This is a genomic window from Adlercreutzia rubneri, from assembly GCF_009755265.1.
Classification (GTDB): domain Bacteria; phylum Actinomycetota; class Coriobacteriia; order Coriobacteriales; family Eggerthellaceae; genus Adlercreutzia; species Adlercreutzia rubneri.
Window position 1 is genome coordinate 68,146 of the sequence record NZ_WPOO01000006.1, and the last position, 15,631, is coordinate 83,776.

The 15,631-nt window shown below is 63.2% G+C and carries 13 protein-coding genes; 6 read left to right on the forward strand and 7 right to left on the reverse strand.

Features of this window, described 5'->3' with window-relative positions; genetic code table 11:
• The first annotated feature begins 92 nt into the window (after positions 1–92).
• Genes GO707_RS05160 through GO707_RS05170 form a run of 3 tightly spaced genes read left to right on the forward strand, consistent with a single transcriptional unit; the run spans position 93 to position 4,750 of the window.
• Positions 93–3,209, forward strand: a complete 3,117-nt coding sequence (locus tag GO707_RS05160) for a molybdopterin-containing oxidoreductase family protein (protein WP_114539483.1) — start codon at positions 93–95, stop codon at positions 3,207–3,209.
• 6 nt (positions 3,210–3,215) lie between these two features.
• Positions 3,216–3,878, forward strand: a complete 663-nt coding sequence (locus GO707_RS05165) for a 4Fe-4S dicluster domain-containing protein (protein ID WP_114539482.1) — start codon at positions 3,216–3,218, stop codon at positions 3,876–3,878.
• A complete protein-coding gene (locus tag GO707_RS05170) occupies positions 3,878–4,750 on the forward strand; it encodes a dimethyl sulfoxide reductase anchor subunit family protein (RefSeq protein ID WP_114539481.1) in 873 nt (290 codons plus the stop codon). The genes GO707_RS05165 and GO707_RS05170 overlap by 1 nt, the downstream gene beginning before the upstream one ends.
• Before the next feature lie 541 nt (positions 4,751–5,291).
• On the opposite strand, the gene GO707_RS05175 is transcribed toward GO707_RS05170, so the two are convergent.
• A complete protein-coding gene (locus tag GO707_RS05175; RefSeq protein WP_181815538.1) occupies positions 5,292–6,776 on the reverse strand; it encodes a LuxR C-terminal-related transcriptional regulator in 1,485 nt (494 codons plus the stop codon).
• Between the two features lie 178 nt (positions 6,777–6,954).
• On the opposite strand from GO707_RS05175, the gene GO707_RS05180 reads away from it, so the two are divergent.
• Positions 6,955–8,619 carry an FAD-dependent oxidoreductase gene (locus GO707_RS05180; protein ID WP_114539479.1) on the forward strand — a complete coding sequence of 555 codons (1,665 nt, stop codon included), beginning with the start codon at positions 6,955–6,957 and terminating at the stop codon, positions 8,617–8,619.
• An 87-nt stretch (positions 8,620–8,706) separates the two neighbouring features.
• Here the strand turns inward: GO707_RS05180 and GO707_RS05185 are convergent, their stop codons facing one another.
• Entirely contained in the window at positions 8,707–9,594 is an 888-nt protein-coding gene (locus tag GO707_RS05185) for a LysR family transcriptional regulator (RefSeq protein WP_114548852.1), read from the reverse strand.
• Positions 9,595–9,837: 243 nt separating this feature from the next.
• On the opposite strand from GO707_RS05185, the gene GO707_RS05190 reads away from it, so the two are divergent.
• Complete coding sequence (locus GO707_RS05190; protein WP_114548851.1) at positions 9,838–10,821, forward strand: DMT family transporter; 984 nt, start codon at positions 9,838–9,840, stop codon at positions 10,819–10,821.
• Position 10,822: 1 nt separating this feature from the next.
• On the opposite strand, the gene GO707_RS05195 is transcribed toward GO707_RS05190, so the two are convergent.
• The 5 genes from GO707_RS05195 to GO707_RS05215 all read right to left on the reverse strand — a co-directional run bounded on the left by GO707_RS05195 (position 10,823) and on the right by GO707_RS05215 (position 14,443).
• Complete coding sequence (locus tag GO707_RS05195) at positions 10,823–11,518, reverse strand: pentapeptide repeat-containing protein (RefSeq protein WP_181815537.1); 696 nt, start codon at positions 11,516–11,518, stop codon at positions 10,823–10,825.
• Between the two features lie 95 nt (positions 11,519–11,613).
• Entirely contained in the window at positions 11,614–12,117 is a 504-nt protein-coding gene (locus tag GO707_RS05200) for a DMT family transporter (protein ID WP_157012423.1), read from the reverse strand.
• Positions 12,114–12,521 carry a helix-turn-helix domain-containing protein gene (locus GO707_RS12285; protein ID WP_114548848.1) on the reverse strand — a complete coding sequence of 136 codons (408 nt, stop codon included), beginning with the start codon at positions 12,519–12,521 and terminating at the stop codon, positions 12,114–12,116. The genes GO707_RS05200 and GO707_RS12285 overlap by 4 nt, the downstream gene beginning before the upstream one ends.
• Positions 12,522–12,599: 78 nt before the next feature.
• The gene (locus GO707_RS05210; RefSeq protein WP_114548847.1) at positions 12,600–13,289 is read right to left on the reverse strand and encodes a response regulator; all 690 of its coding nucleotides are present in this window, start codon (positions 13,287–13,289) and stop codon (positions 12,600–12,602) included.
• Complete coding sequence (locus GO707_RS05215) at positions 13,286–14,443, reverse strand: sensor histidine kinase (protein ID WP_114548846.1); 1,158 nt, start codon at positions 14,441–14,443, stop codon at positions 13,286–13,288. Before GO707_RS05215 ends, GO707_RS05210 begins: the two co-directional genes overlap by 4 nt.
• A gap of 124 nt (positions 14,444–14,567) precedes the next feature.
• Here GO707_RS05215 and GO707_RS05220 point away from each other — a divergent pair, with 124 nt between their 5' ends.
• Positions 14,568–15,623, forward strand: coding sequence for an ABC transporter ATP-binding protein (locus GO707_RS05220; protein ID WP_347231199.1), 1,056 nt, complete (start codon positions 14,568–14,570; stop codon positions 15,621–15,623).
• Positions 15,624–15,631 lie beyond the last annotated feature (8 nt).

Genomic DNA, 15,631 nt, shown 5'->3' on the forward strand with positions numbered 1-15,631 from the left:
ATATATGATGTGGTACTAGCCTTCTTTTGACAAGATGTGGGCGCTGAGAGCCTCGATGCGGGGCTCCGAGGAGAATAGGAAAAGGAGGAGAGATGGGCAAGCTCAATCTGAGCCGGCGCACCTTCGCCAAGCTCACCGCAGCCACGGCTGCTACGGCCGTTGTCGGCTGCGCGGTGCCCGGTGCCGCCCTGGCCGAGGACGCCGAGGCGCCCAGCCGCGGAAGCGAGATCAAGCGCGTCCGCACCTGCTGTCGCGGTTGCGGCAAGATGGAGTGCGGCGTGTGGGTCACCGTGGAGAACGGTCGTGCGATCAAAAGCGAGGGCGACCAGTCGTCGTTCCAATCGTCGGGCAATCACTGCGGCAAGGGCCAGGCGTCCATTCAGGCGGCCTACCATCCCGATCGTATCTATCATCCGCTGAAGCGAACGAACCCCAAGGGCGAAGACCCCGGCTGGGTGCGCATCACGTGGGACGAGGCCATGGACACCATCGGTGAGAAGTTCACGGAGATCATCGATCAGTACGGCGGCCAGTCCATATTCAACATGTGCGGTACGTCTCGCCAGTGGGTTTACGGCCCCTACTGTTTCTACAAGTGGCTGTTCGATACTCCCAACGCCCATGTGGCTTCGGAAATCTGCAAGGGGCCGCGCCGCCTCATGGGCTCCATCACCTCGGTGGACGGCGCTCCGTGGATGGCGTTGCGTGACGGCCCGCGGGTCTATGTTCAGTGGGGTACCGCGCCGGAGAACTCGAACTACGACGACAGCTGCCGTAACTTGGTCGACCAGATGAACAATGCCGATGTGCACATCTGCATCGACCCGCGTCTGTCCGGCTCTGGCAAAGAGGCCGATTACTGGCTGAACCTGCGCCCCGGCACCGACGGTGCGCTGGCCCTGTGCTGGCAGCACATTATCCTGAAGCACGATCTTGTGGACTGGGAATTCGTCAAGCGCTGGTCGAATGCGTCCTTCCTCGTGGTGGAAGACATGGAACCCACGGGCGGCCGCTACTATGAGCTGTTCACCCCCATGGCGGGTTCGACGGCCGATTCGCCAGCACCCCCGGCCGATGTGGTGGGTACCAAGCTGAAGACGCGCCTTCTGAAGGAGAGCGATGTCGTCGAGGGAGGCAGCCCCCGCAAGTTCTATGCCTGGAACAAGAACGCCAATGGCGGTCAGGGCGGCCTGGTGCTGTGGGACGTGGACACGACCCAATGGGAGGGCTGCAACCACGTGGCTCCCACCCGCGATCAGATGGAGGTCATGTACGCCGGCACTTCCCAGGAGGGATACCTGCCTCCCATCTCCTATAACGAGCTGGTGGAAGCCGGTATCGATCTGGACATGCACGACTCCCATGAGGTGACCCTGGCCGACGGCAGCAAGCACACGGCTCGTCCCGTGTGGTCCTATCTCGAGGAATCCGTGGCCGACTGCACCCCCGAGTGGTGCGCGGAGATCACTGGCCTCGATCCGGCGCTCGTAGAGGAGGCTTGCGTGGTGTGGGCCACCCGTCCCGAGGGACAGACCTACGGCAACGGTGGCATCCACCTGCAGCTCGCCCCCGACCAGATCGGCAACTGCACGCAGTCGGTGCGCGCCATCCTGCACCTCATGTACATGACCGGGAACTTCGACGGGCCTGCCGGCAACCGCGGTCTTACACGCTCGCCCCTCGACGAGCAAGCCACGGGCGTTCCCGGCTCCAACATGCCCCAAGAGGTGAAGGCGCAGCTCATCTCGCTGGGCGTCATCCCCGTGGAGGGTGTCGAGCCGGATCCCATGAACGTGCCCGACCGCATCGAGACCTTGAGCAACATGGTCAGCGCCGACCGCTTCCCGCTTCTGGCCTACTACAACGAGTGGTCCGATGCCACCCGCATCTGGAACGCCTGCATCGAGGGAGACCCCTACCCGCTGAAGGGCGGCATCAACGAGTCCGGCTCGTTCATGAACATGTCCAACGCGAACCTGGCTTGGGAGGCTCTCTCTAAGCTGGATTTCTGGGTGGACATCAACATGTTCCATCACCCCGGCACCGAGATGGCCGACATCATCCTGCCCTGCCAGCATTGGCTCGAGCTGAACAACATCCGCGTGTCCCAGGGCGCCTCGGGCGGCATCGGACTCACCCAGCGCGCTATCGAGCCGCCGGCGGACACCAAGTTCGACTACGACATCAACCGTCTCCTTTTCGAAACCATGGAACGCCACGGCAGCCCGAACGGTACCTGGACCAACATCGCCGGCGACGGGCCGGGCGCCTATCATCATGATGATCGCCTGGAAGACTGGTTCCAGAACAATTCGAAGACCAACCCCAAGGTGAAGTGGGAGCACTGGGAGGACTTCCGTCAGGATTTCCAGGAGAACGGCTGGATCAACGCCAAGGAGATCGAGCCCGACCGCTGGGGCACCTACCGTCGCTTTGAAACCGGTTGGATGCGCATGGGCAAGGACGCTTGTACCGGCAAGCTTTTCACCTGCGATGAGAAGGGCGAGCCGGTCAACAACTTCGGTTGTCCCACGCCGACGGCCCTCGTCGAGTTTTGGCCGCTGCTCTTCGAGAACTACTGCGTTGACCGCGCTAACGAGATCGAGCCGGGTCGCTACGACCTGCTCCATGAGATGATGCCGCACTTCGACGAGCCGGCAAGCGGTCCGGGCGGCGGTCAGGTTGACCTGGAGGAGTACCCGATCATTCTCACTACCGGGCGTCGCATTCCCGTGTACTTCCATTCCGAGCATCGCCAGCTGCCCTGGTGCCGCGAGCTGTGGCCGGCGCCGCGCCTGGAGATGAACCCCGCCGACGCCGAGAAGCTGGGGCTCAAGCAGGGCGACTGGGCCTGGATCGAGACCGAGTGGGGCAAGGTACGCCAGTGCGTCGATCTGTACCACGGCATCGCGCCCGGCTGGGCCAACGCCGAACACGCCTGGTGGTTCCCGGAGCTGCCGGCACCGACCCATGGATTCACACTCTCGAACATCGAGTGCATTTGGGATCCCTATGGGCAAGATACCCATATCAGCTCGCACCACATGCGCGGCGTGCCGGTGAAGATCTACAAGGCCACGCCCGAGAACTGCCCCGACGGCAAGGTCATCCCCTGCGCGCCGGAGGACGGCACCCAGATCATCTGCGATGCCTCCGACCCGCGCCTGAAGGAATGGCTGCCCAACTACGACATTCGAGAGGAGGCGTAGGGCATTATGGCAACGAACGCTATCGTCACCGACCTGAACCGTTGCGTGGGCTGCCTCGCATGCATGGTCGCGTGCAAGGCCGTGAACAACGTGCCTATCGGCAGCTACTGGAACAAGGTGCTCCGCATCGGCCCGAGCCTGAAACCTGGCGCCACGAGCGCCCACGACGTGGAGATGTACTACCTGCCCGTGCAGTGCCAGCACTGCGAGAATCCGGAGTGCGTGAAGGTATGCCCGACTCAGGCATCGCACGTGACCGAGGATGGCACCGTGCAGATTGACAAATCGAAGTGCATCGGCTGCCAGTTCTGCGCCATGGCCTGCCCCTACGGCGTGCGCTATCTCAACGAAGAGGAGCGCGTCGTCGAGAAGTGCACGCTCTGCGAGCAGATCACCGCCCAGGGCGGCCTGCCTCAGTGCGTCATCCAGTGCGGCGGCCGCGCCCGCTTCTTCGGCGATCTTGAGCAGGGCATCGACACCTTCGAGGCGCCGGCGGTGGGCTACGACGTCGACCGCTCCTACGACAACCTGTATACCGGCAACCGCGTGACGCTGGGCGAGCTGGCTGTGGAGTACGGCGATGCCGACGTGCACCATCTGCCTGACGTGGGCAATGGCCCGCACTTCGCCTACATCCTGCGCGACCGCGAATGGAAAGGCGGCGAATAATGGAACTGCAATGGCCCCTTATCTTATTTACCACGCTTCTGGCCTGGGCAGCCGGCCTGTTTGCGGCTCAGTGCGTCTGGGCGCTTCGCGGGAAGGGCGCCCGCGCCCAGATGCCGGCGCTCATCACCTCGGCCGTGCTTCTGGTCGTCGGCGGTATCGCCGTGTTCTTCCACCTGGAGCACTGGGAGCGCATCTTCAACGGCTTCGGCCACATGACCAGCGGCATCACCCAGGAGCTCATCGCCATCGTGGTGCTCGCCGTGGTGATGGTGGTGTACTTCGTGTACCTGCGCCGGGGCGGCGATGAGGCCAAGGTGCCGACGTGGCTGTCCATCGTGGGCATCGTCGTGGCGGCGATTCTCGTCATCGTCATGGGCCACTCCTACATGATGGCCTCGCTGCCCGCCTGGAACTCGCTTCTGCAGATCGCCTCACTGCTCGGTGCGGCCTGCGGCTTCGGCCCGGCCACCATGGCGCTCATCTGCGCCGTGCGCGACGAGTCGTCCGACCTCGACGCGAAGGCGAACCTCATCGGTCAGGCCGTGAACGTGGTGCTCGTGGTGGCCTACCTCATCGCCATGCAGGCCACGGCCGGCTCCTACACGGCGGTGGAGTTCTGGTTCGACCCGACGAGCCCGACCATGGACATCACCCCCGACGGCTCGACGGCGCCCTTCTCCGGCGCATCGCTGGCCTGGGCGGTCGTGGCCATCGTGGCCGCTGTTGCCGGCTTGGGCTCCGCGCTGGCCGGGCGCGCCAAGGGCGACTGGAAGGTGTGGGGCGCCGTGGGCGCGGCCTGCGTGCTCGTGAGCGCGCTTGCCCTGCGCGCGGTGTTCTACATGACCGGCGTGTCCATCTACCCGTTCTTCTAGAGCACGGGGGAGGCCGGTCTCCCGGTCGGCACCCGTAGGGGGCGACCTCGGTCGCCCCTCCCGACTGGGAAACTTATGCTGGTCCTCCCCCGTAGGGGGCGACCTCGGTCGCCCCTCCCGACTGAGAAAGATTGTCTTTGTCGAGGAGGGCCGACCAAGGTCGGCCCCTACGGAAGAGCGGTCGCAGGTCTCCTACTTCGCCCCGATATCGAAAGCCCCCGATGGGCGCGGTTCGCATCCCCAAACCCCTTGCAAACGCGAATCGCCCCCACCGGGGGCTTTCTGCGTTTTCCTGTTTTGCGGAACTCCTTGCTATCGCATGAGAGCAGGGAGTTATAACTGACGAGGGCCTAGAGCCGGGTCCCTCTCTTAACGGCGATCCTGTAGCGGCTGTTTCACGAGCTGATTGCCCGCGGCGCGAGCAAAAGACGCCACCGATCCGCATGCTCCGGACGTTGTTGGTGGAGATGGGCGAAGCTGGGTGTCGGGGGCGCGATCTCTTGAGGGTCAATATTGCATAGAGACCGGTGAAGTAATGGCTTCATTTTCTCTCGTTCGAGCAGGCGGCTTCGTCGAGGCGGTCGAGCAGATCTTGCCGGCTCGAGATACCGATTTTTCTATAAGCATTGGACATATGGTAGTTGACCGTTCCTCGTGCAATGACAAGCGTCTCTTGGATGCGCTCATAGCTCCTACCTCGCGCGAAGAGGAGAAGCACCTCGCTTTCGCGAGGCGTAAGGTGATAGAGGGCCGCAAAGTCATCCCACCGTTCGAACGGGTCCGCTACGGCTTCGGCGTTTGCGCAAGCATCCCCTTCAGCTGAATGATCTGTTGCGGCTTCCTGCATGGTCTCACTTGGCTCTGACCATATGGCCGAGCGGTGGTTGAATACGAGTTGGTAGGCAGCGAAGGAGGCGAATGCCCCGATCAGGCAGAGGGTGTTGAGCTCTATGGGGGACGAGGTGATTCCGCTGAACGCATCTCGAGCAATGGCGCGGGCTATAACAATTTGCAATCCGAGGAACGAGCCTATTGCGCAACCATACACCATATTTGAGCTGAGCTGATAGGCCTGGCAGATCTGAGCAGAAAGAGTCCAGGTGAGTACCGACAATGCCGCGAAGCCAAGAAACAGGGCATAGAACGGTGCCGTATTTTGTATGCCAAGAATTGGAACCAAAAGAAAGGCGAGCAGTACGGTGGCGAATATGATTGTGTAGAGCTGGGTGTCCTTCACCCTTTGCCTACTAGCTACAACGAGAAGAAGTCCTAACAATGCTATCTCGATTAAGGCGGCTGGGGCCGATAGATCTTCAAAGTCGAGAGGTGCGCAATAGCGATAAATGTTGTAGAGCAGATTGATTGCGGCGCCCCAAAGGTTGATGGCGATAATGAACCGAACAAACGGCTGCCATTTTGTTGCCGATTGACTGTGGTCGTGCTGTCCGCTCAGGAGATGGGAGAGTTTGGTTGGTTGAGTGGCTTTCGCTGCGATCGCGAACATGAAAGCCGATCCGATAAGGTAGATCCCGCGCAGAACGGCTTCGAGATGCGGCGGCTGAAGGCATCCTGTCAGATGAATGGCTGACATGAGGAGTTGTGCTGCAATGGTTTCCAGAATGACCGTAGGCATACTTCGCTTGCTAAAGAGAGAACCCCAACCGAGAACAAGAAAAGCAAGACCGGGCGCGGTGAGCAAGGAGCAGATTATACTAATGATGGGGCTGTCGGCAGTGAAGGAAGGAACAATAGTTCCAACTGCAGCTACTGCGCTGAAAACTGGACAGAGTATTGTCGCCTGTCGCCTGATGTCGCGAGATCGACCGACGAAAGCTGCGATGAATAGCAGCGCGGTGAAAGCTACCAAGGTAAGAAAGTCCGCACTGTTTGCAGTGGCGGAGGAGACCAAAAAACCGCTTGCGCTGAACCATGCCAAGAGGAGCGCAAATCCCACGATCCGAGCGCCCTCTATAGCGATGGGCCCCTTTTTCCGAGGACGGGTAGTATTGTCTGCTGTCATGCTCATTCTGCCATTATATCTTTCTTGCTTTCTCCCTACACCCATACGTTTTTCTCGGGGGCGTTTTGGGATAAACAGAGAGTTCGATATGATCACGGCGCATGGCTCTCTTCATATTATTTTGCCAGCGTCGGCATGACGCCGGCGCGATACAGCTAAGGTACAGCTAAGGAAGGGAGATGCTATGGCGATTTGTCACAATGGCAAGGAGGGCGGACTCGTTAGTCGCCGCTCTTTCCTGAAAGGAGGCGTCGCGGTCGGCGGAGCAGCGCTCGTTGGAGGGGTGCTCGGTGGCTGCAGTCCCCAGCAGTCTGGAAGCGATGCCGCGCCTTTGAGTCCTGTTGGGCTTCCGGAGACGTGGGACGCGGAGTCGGATGTGGTAATTGCTGGTTTTGGCGGCGCGGGCGCAGCGGCGGCTTGGGAGGCGCTAAATGCAGGCGCTACGGTAACTATCTTGGAGAAGCAAGGTAAAGCTGGTGGATCTACCAACATCTGCGGAGGTCTAATTTACATGGGCGGGGGAACTCCCACTCAAGTAGCGGCTGGGTTCAACGAGACAACGGATAACTACTATCAATATCTTGTTGCGGCAACGGGACCTGGCGTGAGCGAAGACCATTGTCGTGTTATGGCTGACGAGTCTTTGGATTTGTACCATTGGCTTGTGGACACGCTTGGCGTCGTATTTAAGCCGGGATACAACCCTCCCTGGCCCGAGGAGGAGAATTACGACGCTGGATTATCATGCACGGGCGATGAGTTCAATCTGGATTACGTCGGGTACTGCGAGGCGGTGCCCCACAGTCACTGGGTCGAAGGCTTGACCGATAATTTGGAAGGTACGCTCACCGGGGCAAAAAACGGCTCGGGCTTCTTTGCCCCCCTTCAGAAGGCTGTGGAAGATTTGTCGCCCGAGATTCTCTATAAGACACCTGCCGAACGTCTTATCGTGCATCCTGAAACAGGTCGTGTGGTCGGAGTGCAGGCTAAGAAGGATGGAAAACCCTACAACATTAAGGCCAACAAGGGCGTCGTTCTTTGTACGGGTGGATTCGCTTGCAATGACGCCATGGTTGATCAGTATGTCCCGTATGCTGCCGGAAGCTTCATCATAGGCACTGAGGGGGATACCGGTGATGGCATCCGCATGGGTCAAGGGGCTGGCGCCGACACGCGTCATATGAACTTTGCTTACGGCCAGCTTTCCCACGGTGCTTGGATAGCGCGCGATAGCGTAGTTGGCGGTCCTCTCCTCTTTAGCGCGCTTGTGAATAAGCGCGGCGTACGGTTTATCGCCGAAGACCATTACGCGGGCTCTTACTATGCGCAAGTTGCTCGTAATCCTTACTATTTCCGTGATTATGAGACGTGCTACATGGTTTTCGATCAGCAAACTTATGATCAAATGGAAGAGATTTCCGAGGTGGGCGCCGATGTTATCGTGGCTCAGGCCGAAACCATCGGTGCTTTGGCCGAGGCTCTCCAAATGCCGGCAGGAACTCTCGAGAATACCATTGCATATTATAATGAGTATGCTCAAAAGGGAGAAGACCCCCTGTGGATGAAAAGGCCAGCGTATACGAGACCAATTTCTCAGCCACCTTTCTATGCGGTAGCTGCCACGACGCTTAATGGTCTCTTTACTTATGGCGGTCTCAAGATCAACACTGATGCGCAAGTGCTTTCAGCGATGGACGATTCCCCCATTTCTGGGTTGTATTCTGCGGGCCGTAACGCGAGCGATATTCTCGGAACTGGCTATTGCGGCAGTGGTGCGTCTGTGGCCAGTTGCTATACCTTTGGGCGTATAGCGGGTAGGAAAGTTGCGGGCGAAGAGGCCTGGGCCTAAATCTGCAATTTGTTGCCTCCCCTTGCGAAGGGGGTCGCTGCGGCGGCCCCCTTCGATTGTTGATGTATAAGTTGAAGTGTTGTCGGTTTACGTCCCGTAGCGCTCGGCGACCCATTCTCGGGTGACTTCGGCGAAGGCGCGGGTGGCGGCCGAGGCGGTGTCGCGCGAGCGCACGGCGAGCGAGATGCTGCGGGAGCACTCGCGCTCGGCAGGCAGGACGGCGAGCGGGAACAGAGGGCGCGACAGAATGAGGCTCGGCAGCACGGAGAAGCCCAGGCCGGCGCTGACCATGGACATGACGGCGTAGTCGGAGTCCACCGTGAAGCGCACGTTGGGGGTGACGCCGTTGGCCTCGAACAGCGCCTCCATCTCGGAGGGGCGCGCGTTACCCTGCAGCTGCACGTAGGGCTCGCGGGCTAAGGCTTCGGTGGGGAAGAAGGGGGCGCCCGCGAGGGGATGGTCCGGCGGCAGCACCACGAGGAGCGGGTCGGTATGCAGCGGCACCGCCTCCAGGTTGCGCCGCTCGGGCGCGATGGAGAAGGCGCAGTCGGCGCGGCCCTCCCACACGGCGTTCACGAGCTCCTCCTCGTCGTCGATGCACAGAAGCTTCAGGTCGATTTTCGGATACTGGTCGAGGAAGGCCCGCGCTATGGAGGGAAACCACTCGATAGCGACGCTCGTGAAGGCTCCCACGCGCACAAGGCCGCCCTCCCGATCGGCGAGCTCGCGCACGCGGGCGGCCAGGGCGTGCTCGTCGGCGTTGATCGCCTGCACAAGACCGAGCACTTCGCGGCCCTCGGTAGTAAGATGCACGCCGCCGTATTCGCGCAAAAAGAGCGTCAGTCCCAGCTCCTTTTCCAAGGCGTTCACCAGGTAGCTGATGCCGGCCTGAGTGTAGCCCAGTTCCTCGGCGGCGGCCTTGAAGCTGCCGAGGCGCGCCACTGTGAGGAACGCGTCGTATTTCTGGTTGGCCATAAGGCGCCTCCTGGGGTGCGGATAAGCCTGCTCTGTGTTGTGCGTCTGCACAATTATAAGACTTTCTTAAAATGTTTTACAAGAAGTCTCGTTTTACTTTTTTCTGCCCGGAGCTTAGTATAGCCATCGTTCCAAATTCAGAGAAAGAACGCCCCAGGTGGGGCTTGGATTTTTGCGCTTTGAAGGAGGTTGCGCGCCGCCATGTGCCGGATGCGGGCCGCGACGAAGCTGAGAGGAGGAGCCATGAGTCATTGGAAGCAGGCGCGTTGGCCGTTCGTGGTCTTCGTGCTCATTGAAGTGGTCATTTTCGGATCGGGCAGCGCTGTGACGAAGTTCGCCTACGACTCCATCACGCCTCTGTGGTGCCTGGCCGCTCGCTTCGGCTTGGCCACGGCGGTGTTCGCCCTCTTCTTCGGGCGCCGCATCGTCGCGCGGCTTCGCAACGTGAAGGTGCGGTTGTGGCTGCCCCAGGCGCTGTGCATGGGCATTTCGTATCTGTGCTGCAACGTGGCGCTCGACCTTACCACCGCCACCAACGTGGGATTCCTCGTGGCGCTGCCGGTGGTGTTCGCGCCTCTGCTCTCGACGGTGGTGGAGCGCTCCCGCTACCCGCGCGCCATCATTCCCTTTCAGGTGGGAGTAGCCGGCGGCCTGTACCTTCTGTGCAGCCAGGGCGGCAGTCTCGCCGTGGGGCCGGGCGAGCTTCTGGCTTTAGGGTCGTCGGTGGCGCTGGCCGGCGCGCTCGTGTTCGGCAAGCAGGCGCTGGCCGAGCTTGACGCTGTGACCGTGGCCGGCACGCAGATCGCCGTGGCCTTCGCGCTGTGCCTGGGGTGCGCTCTGGCATGGGAGCCGATGCTGGACGTGGCCGCCGTGCGGCCGGTGGCCTGGGGCATCATCGTGTTCTTGGCGCTGTTCTCCACCTGCCTGGCGTTCTTCCTGCAGAGCTTGGCGCTCGACCGCCTCTCTTCCACGACGGTGTCGCTGCTGCTGACGGGCGAGCCGGTGTTCACGGCCCTGTTCGCCTACCTGTTCCTGGGGGAGACGCTTTCGGCGATGGGGCTTCTGGGTGCCGCGGTCATCGTGGGCACGGTGGTGGCCGCCACCTGGGCCGACGGACGCACGGGCGCTCCCGCAGCTCCGGCTGCTCCCGTCGTCGTTTCCCGTCGAGCCGTGCCGCGCCCGAGATTGCTCGTGTCGAAGCGCCGCGACGACAGGATGGCGGCTTAGGCTACTCCGCCACGATGACGCCGAGGCGGCGGGCTAAGGCTGCGGCCTGATAGACGTTCATCTTCGTGCCGTAGATTTCCGCCATGGTGTCGGAGAGCGCCACGCCCTCCAGCTGACAGGTGGAGAAATCGAGCCCGAGCAGGGGCGTGCGGAAGAAGCTCGTGCCGATGAAGCGGTCGTCGTCCAGCGTCACGTAGTGCAGCTCCATCTCGGCCATGTCGGCACCGGAGAAATCGCAGCGCGTGGCCGATACGGCCCAGAAACGGCAACGGTTGAAGGCGCCGAAGTCCAGCGTGCAGTCTTCAAGGGCCACGTGCTCCAGGTTCGCTTCCATAAACGACGCGCCTGTGAGCTTGCAGTTCTTGAAGGTGCAGCGGGTGAATCCGGCGCTATCGAAGTAGCTGTTGGCGAAGTCGCATCCCTCGAATACCGTATCGGTAAACAGCGAGCCGGAAAAGTCGCAGCAGGAGAGGAAGCAATTCGCGAACCGGGCGTGGGCCGCCTGCAGCTCCGAGAAATTCTCGTCGGCGATGATGAGGCCGCTCGCGTCGATGGCCTCCAGCGGTTCCTCTGCCCCGCCGCGCAGATCGTCGGCCTCCAGGGCGCGCAGCTCTTCCGGAATGGTCGGCAGCGACAGGGTGCGCTGGGCGGCGGCCGCCTCGTAGGCGGTTTGGACGGGATCGGGAATAGCGGCCACGGGGGTCCTTTCTTCGACATGGCGATGGTGGTGCGTGAGGGCCATGCTGCTGGTGCGAGCAGCGATCCCTTGACGCTCCGGCCATTGTACTACGTCTACGAAGAGGAGGGCGAGGCGTGGCCGCGGCGTTGCCCTCGGCGAGAGCCTTTGCGGTTCGAAAGCATGAGGCCGGCGATGGTGAGGGCGACGCCGCCGACGATGGGAGGCGTCATCGGCTCGCCGAGCACGAGGGCTGAGGCGGCGCCCGTGAGCGCCGGTACCAGGTAGATGTAGGTGCTCGTGACGACGGCGCCGAGATGCTTCACGGCGAAGTTCCAGGTGGCGAAGCAGGCAGCTGAGGCGCCGAGCCCCAAGAAGAGCAGGTTCGCAACGACGAGGGGGTCGACCAGGCCCAGTGCGGGGAAGGCCCCTGCAAAGGGAACGGCCGGCATCATGAACAAAAGGCCCCACGCGAAGATGCGCTTGGTGGCGGCCAGCGTTTCGTAGCCCGCGTCGGCGATGCGATCGACGAGGGTGGAGTAGACCGACCACACGAGGGCGGCGACGAAGGTGGTGCTCCAAACGAGGATGGTGAACAGGGCGAGCGCGTGCGCTTTCATGGGCGCACCTGCTCTGGCGACGAAGCAAGCGCGTCCGCAGGATCGGCTCCGGCGATGGCGCGCTGGTAGAAGCCGGGCGTCATGCCGAGACGCTCCTTGAAGGCGCGGGTCAGATGAGCCTGGTCGGAGAAGCCTGCCGCCCAGGCGGCGTCGGCGCAGCTGGCCCCGGCGGCGAGCGCCTCGCGGGCCGCTTCCACCCGCAGCGAGGCAAGGTAGCGCATGGGCGTGAGGCCGAAAGCGGCGGTGAACGACCGCAGGGCGCGGTACTTGTCCAGGCCGGCCGCAGCGCACGGTCTCGTGATGTCGGGATGAGCGGGGCTGTTGGGTATGTGGGGCGCGGGGCATTTCCATAACAGGGAGAGATGATAGCCATTTGCCCGTAGATTTCTTGCATGAAATTGCAGCGGCGCACCATGCGGTCTTGCGGACGATGAGGGCGCCGGGGAACGTCGCGGGCGGTGGGGAGCGGATGACGCTGCGACCTACCGCCACCAGGCGATGGCGATCTGGGTACGGTTTCTCAGGCCGCACTTCTGCAGGATGGCCGAGATGTGGTTGCGCACGGTGCCCTCGGACAGGTACAGCGCCTGCGCGATCTCGCGGTTGTCGAGCCCCTCGGCGATGAGCTCGGCGATATCGCGCTCGCGCTGTGTGAGCCCCTCGGCGAAGGCGGGGGCGGCCTGGCTGTTATCGGGGTGCGACAGAGAGTCGTCGAAGGCGGCTCCGGCGCCGTTCGCTGGCCGTTGCCCGATGAGCGCACTCACGCGGTCGGTGACATCGGATCCCAGGACAATTTGGCCTTCCATGACGGAATGCAGCGCTTCGGCCAGACCACGAGCTTCCTGCTTGATGAGGTAGCCGCGGGCCCCGATCGCCAGCGCGCGCACGATGTAGTCGTCGTCGGCGAAGGTGGTGAGGAAAACGATGCGCGCCTTCGGGTGGGCGGCGAGGATGGCCTCGCCGGCGGCCAGACCCGACAGATCGGGCATGCGGATGTCGAGGAGCATGATGTCGGGGTGGTGCTCGTTGAAAAGCGCCGCCGCCTCGGCCCCCTTCGTGCCGAGGCCCGCCACGCGCACGCTACCGCGCGCCTCCAGTATCGTGCGCAGCGATTGGGCCACGAACTCGTCGTCGTCCACGATGACGACGGAGAGGGGAGATGGGGCGCTCATGGGCGAACCTCCTGGGTTTTGGGGAAGGTGGCGAAGACGCGGGAGCCGGTGCGCGGTGGGGGCAACGGTTCGAACGAGAAGGTGCCGCCCAAGGCCGTCGCGCGCTCTTCCATCGAGGCGAGACCGAGGCCGCCCTCGCCAACCAGGTTCGCCGCGCGCCCGTTGTCCTCGATGGCGAGCTGATAGAAGCCGGGGAACTCGAGGAGGGAGACGGCGACGCTCGTGGCGCGCCCGTGCGTGCGGGCGTTCGCGAGCGCCTCGCGCACGATAGCCACGACGGCAAGGGCGACAGGGCGCGGAAGGCTTTCGGCCTCGAAGGCGAGCGTGCCGGCAATTCCCGGGAATTCCCCGATCAGCTCGGCCAAGGTGGTCTGTGGATCGAAGGCCTCGTCGTGCAGGTCGTGCACGCTGGCCCGCACGGTGCCGAGGGCCTCGTGGAGGGTGGCGCCGACCGCCGCCAGCTCTTTGGCGAGCGCCGGATCGTCCTCGTGCGTGACGGCGAGCGCCTCCATTTGCAGCACCGAGCGGGTGAGCAGGTGGCCGACGTTGTCGTGGATCTCCCGCGCGATGCGGGCTCGCTCGGCCAGCACCGCGCAGCTCACTTCCAAATCTTGCCGCTCGGCGAGGTCGCGAGTGCGCTCGGCCAGGGCGAGGCGGTCTTCCTGCACGGCGTCGCGCCATTGGCGGAGCGAGGCGCGCTCGGTTTGAACTTTGGTCGTGCGCCGGGCGGCCAGGCAGGCGAGCGCTCCCAGCAGAAGGGCGGCTGCCGCCAGCGCGCCGCTTCCGGACACTGCGGCGCCCAGGAGGGCCGCGGGCCATAGAAAGCGCAGGGGGCCGAGGTTCTGCGCCACGGCGGCGTAGGCCAGAAGCGGCACGAAGGCGGCGAGGGCCGGCGCGGCAAGTGCGGCGATGAGGTAGGCGGCGGCGATGACGGGACGTGCGACGCGGATGAAGCGCGCGGCGCGGACGGGGCTTGCGGCGCTGGCAGGGGCCTGGCGCTGCGCACCGCCTTCGCCGCGATCGAGCAGTTCGAGCGCGCCCGTGGCGATGAGGGTGAGAAGCGGCGCCGCTACGGCTGCGGGGGCAGCGGGAGCGAGCAGAAGGAGGGGAAGCCCCAGCCCGAAGAGAACGATCTCGTCAACAATTCTGTCCATGGGGCCATTATAAGGCGCACGTTCGCGAAGCAAGGGGCACGTCGACATTCGTGACATTTGGCACTTCTGCGGCGCGGCGGTTCTTGGAATAATGGGGCCATGACCGATAGGGGAAGGAGCGCTCATGGACGGCGAGCTTACGAACGGCAGCGCGCGGACCGGCGCGCTGAGGATCGATGGCACGCAGGATGGCGCGCAGGGCGACTGCGCGAGAGACGATAGCGCACGGGCCGGCGCTATGTCGGCGCCCATCGTCGAGGTGCGCAACTTGGTGAAGCGCTACGGAGACGTGGTGGCGCTCGACCACTTCGATTTGCGCATCGAGCCCGGCGAGATCTTCGGGCTTTTGGGCCCGAACGGTTCGGGCAAGACGACGGCCATCAATTGCATATTGCAGCTGCTCACCTTCGACAAGGGCGACATCTGCCTGTTCGGCGAGCCCATGACGCCCACGCGCTACGACCTGAAGCGCAAGATCGGCGTGGTGCCGCAGAACGTGGCGCTGTTCGAAGAGCTCACGGTGCGGGAGAACATCGACTTCTTCTGTGCCCTGTACGTGGACGATCGGCGCGAGCGGGCGCGGCTCGTGGACGAGGCCATCGCGTTCGTGGGCCTCGAGGACTACGTGAAGTTCCGCCCGCGCAAGCTCTCCGGCGGCCTTCTGCGGCGGCTCAACATCGCCTGCGGCATCGCCCACAGGCCCCGGCTCGCCTTCTTCGACGAGCCGACGGTGGCGGTGGATCCGCAGAGCCGCAACGCCATTCTGGAGGGCATCCGCCGCATGAACGCGCAGGGCTGCACCGTGGTGTACACGAGCCACTATATGGAAGAGGTGGAGGAGATCTGCTCGCGCATCATGATCATGGATCGCGGCCGGTCGGTGGCCGTGGGCACCAATGTCGAGCTGAAGGCCCTAGTGGGGGCCGGCGAGCGCATCATCGTGGAGGTGGCGGCGCTTGGTGATGCCGTGCGCGGGCGCCTGGCCTCGCTGCCCCATGTGCGGCGCGTGACCTACACCGAGCCGGAGCTGGTCGTGCAGTGCGAGCAGGGCGGCCACAACGTGGGCGACGTGCTGGGCGTGCTTGCGGACGCGGGGTGCGCCGTGGGCCGCGTCTATGCCGAGCCGCCCACCTTAAACGATGTGTTCCTCGAGATCACCGGTAAAGAGCTGAGGGATTAGGAGCGGGC

Bases quoted from the DNA above. Each gene is read 5' to 3' on its own strand.
- GO707_RS05220 (WP_347231199.1), top strand. From the start codon at position 14,568: ATGGACGGCGAGCTTACGAACGGCAGCGCGCGGACCGGCGCGCTGAGG.
- GO707_RS05170 (WP_114539481.1), top strand. From the start codon at position 3,878: ATGGAACTGCAATGGCCCCTTATCTTATTTACCACGCTTCTGGCCTGG.
- GO707_RS05215 (WP_114548846.1), bottom strand. From the start codon at position 14,443: ATGGACAGAATTGTTGACGAGATCGTTCTCTTCGGGCTGGGGCTTCCC.
- GO707_RS05175 (WP_181815538.1), bottom strand. From the start codon at position 6,776: ATGAGCATGACAGCAGACAATACTACCCGTCCTCGGAAAAAGGGGCCC.
- GO707_RS05165 (WP_114539482.1), top strand. From the start codon at position 3,216: ATGGCAACGAACGCTATCGTCACCGACCTGAACCGTTGCGTGGGCTGC.
- GO707_RS05180 (WP_114539479.1), top strand. From the start codon at position 6,955: ATGGCGATTTGTCACAATGGCAAGGAGGGCGGACTCGTTAGTCGCCGC.
- GO707_RS05185 (WP_114548852.1), bottom strand. From the start codon at position 9,594: ATGGCCAACCAGAAATACGACGCGTTCCTCACAGTGGCGCGCCTCGGC.
- GO707_RS05160 (WP_114539483.1), top strand. From the start codon at position 93: ATGGGCAAGCTCAATCTGAGCCGGCGCACCTTCGCCAAGCTCACCGCA.
- GO707_RS05200 (WP_157012423.1), bottom strand. From the start codon at position 12,117: ATGAAAGCGCACGCGCTCGCCCTGTTCACCATCCTCGTTTGGAGCACC.
- GO707_RS05210 (WP_114548847.1), bottom strand. From the start codon at position 13,289: ATGAGCGCCCCATCTCCCCTCTCCGTCGTCATCGTGGACGACGACGAG.
- GO707_RS05190 (WP_114548851.1), top strand. From the start codon at position 9,838: ATGAGTCATTGGAAGCAGGCGCGTTGGCCGTTCGTGGTCTTCGTGCTC.